The following is a 1,758-nucleotide window of genomic DNA, read 5'->3' on the forward strand; positions in this document are numbered from 1 at the left end:
CAATCTGTCGCGGCAGGCGGTGACAAAGCACCTCCGCGTCCTCGCCAATGCCGGTGTGGTCCGCAGTGTGCGCGTCGGGCGCGAAAGCTTGTTTGAGCTCGAGCCGCAGCCGATCGAGGAAGTACGAAATTATCTCGATCAAGTATCCAAGCAATGGGACGATGCGTTGGCGCGGCTGAAGTCGCACGTCGAAAACGGCCCTCGCTGACACCCAGTAAATCGGCTTTGGCATGCAGTTCGGCACAATCGAGAAACGTCCCGCCTTCGAGAAATACTGGCGGCGAATCAGCGCTCGTCCGGCGGCGCTGCGTGCCAAGGATAGCGACGACGCACTCGTGGCGCAGGAGCAGCCGCAATCGTCCGGCTGAACCTCATTCCTCCCCCAATCGCCTCGCCACGATGTGTTTTACTGGCGGCAGCGTGTTGATAGCGCGCAACGTCAGTCGCGAAATCATCAGCGCCGGCAGGCTGTCCGTGACGGTCTGGTGCATTGCTTTGAGCGAATTGCGCACGGCACGAAAACCGTAGTCCAGCATGCCGGTTTCGTAGTCGTGGATCGCATCGTCGAGAGCGCGCTCACCGCGCCGCGCCGCGACCAACGCTCGCTTGAGGCGTGCGGCGTCCTTGATCGCCACGTTCGCGCCGATGCCCCGATACGGGGTCATCGAATGGATCGCGTCCCCGAGAAGTGTGACGCGACCCGTGCGCCATGGTGCAACCGGAACCGAGGTGCGGATCGGGAGGCACGAGATCGTGGTCGGGTCGGCCAGGTCGACCAGGTCACGAAAAGCGCGCGACCAGCCAGCCATGCCGCGTGCGGCGGCCGTCGCCAGCGCAGCGCTGTCCGCGAGTTCGACGTCGGTGAGGCTGAATTTCTCGCGCTTGGCGCTGAGCCCCCACATCAAGTAGCTGCGCGTATTATCGTACAGGTTTCCGGCACCGGCGAGGGCGGGCTCGTTACCGCCGATGCCGCCAACCGGGCCGCCCGTCACCTCCTGGATCGCGACAAACAGCCCGAGGCCGCCGCGTGCGGAAACGAGGCTGATGCCGTCGAGCAGCGGCCGCGCGATCCGTTCGCGCGCCGTGTCGAGAAAGATTTTACCGGCGATGCCGATCACGCCGGTCTCGACGCGCTGCGCATCGGGCAGAAACTGCCGGCGTACACGCGAGCCGCCCCCGTCGGCGGCAACCAGAAGATCGCCCTCGGCCCTCGTGCCGTCGTCGAAATATGCGACGATGCGTCCGCGCTGTTCTTCATAGCGCTGGAAGGTCTTGGCGAAATGCACGTTGTCGAGCTCCGCCAGCAACACTTGGCGCAGCGTGATGCGGCTCGCGGAACGGTGGCGTGCGACCGGATCGGTGCCGGCAACAAAATCTCCGTCGAACGCAAGCAGCAAGCGCATCTGCTCGGTGAAAAAACGCAAAGCCGACGTCGGCGCCCCGCAGGTCCGGTCGAAGACATCGAACAAATGCGGCGGCAGGCACTCATGCAAGGCGAGGCCGCCGGTTGGGCTGATGTGCACGCGGTAGCCCTGCAAGCGGTCGGTTAGGGTGCGATCACGCTCGTAGACCGCCGCGCTGATTCCGTTGCGCTTGAGACCTTGCGCGAGGGTGAGTCCGCCGATGCCGCCGCCGATGATCAGGACATGGAATGGTTCGGACATTTGACGCTCCTTTGAGACGACAAGAGGTGTCGGCCCCCATTGCTTGCTGCCGAGGGCGCTGTTCTCGCGGAGTCTTCGCTGCTAATTTATGGCT

At 64.1% G+C, this 1,758-nt stretch carries 2 protein-coding genes and 1 pseudogene; 2 read left to right on the forward strand and 1 reads right to left on the reverse strand.

Translation table 11 applies throughout. The features are described from left to right. Together VGH41_RS15100 and VGH41_RS15105 are read left to right on the forward strand one after the other, a co-directional pair. Positions 1–208: pseudogene (locus tag VGH41_RS15100) on the forward strand (helix-turn-helix domain-containing protein); the annotation flags it as partial. 22 nt (positions 209–230) lie between these two features. Next, the gene (locus VGH41_RS15105; protein WP_331598269.1) at positions 231–368 is read left to right on the forward strand and encodes a hypothetical protein; all 138 of its coding nucleotides are present in this window, start codon (positions 231–233) and stop codon (positions 366–368) included. Positions 369–371: 3 nt separating this feature from the next. Here the strand turns inward: VGH41_RS15105 and VGH41_RS15110 are convergent, their stop codons facing one another. After that, on the reverse strand, positions 372–1,664 hold the full coding sequence (locus tag VGH41_RS15110; protein ID WP_331598270.1) for an FAD-dependent oxidoreductase: 1,293 nt from the start codon (positions 1,662–1,664) through the stop codon (positions 372–374). Positions 1,665–1,758: the final 94 nt, after the last annotated feature.

This window comes from Paraburkholderia sp. (assembly GCF_036488795.1).
Classification (GTDB): Bacteria; Pseudomonadota; Gammaproteobacteria; order Burkholderiales; family Burkholderiaceae; genus Paraburkholderia.

Bases quoted from the DNA above. Each gene is read 5' to 3' on its own strand.
- VGH41_RS15105 (WP_331598269.1), top strand. From the start codon at position 231: ATGCAGTTCGGCACAATCGAGAAACGTCCCGCCTTCGAGAAATACTGG.
- VGH41_RS15110 (WP_331598270.1), bottom strand. From the start codon at position 1,664: ATGTCCGAACCATTCCATGTCCTGATCATCGGCGGCGGCATCGGCGGA.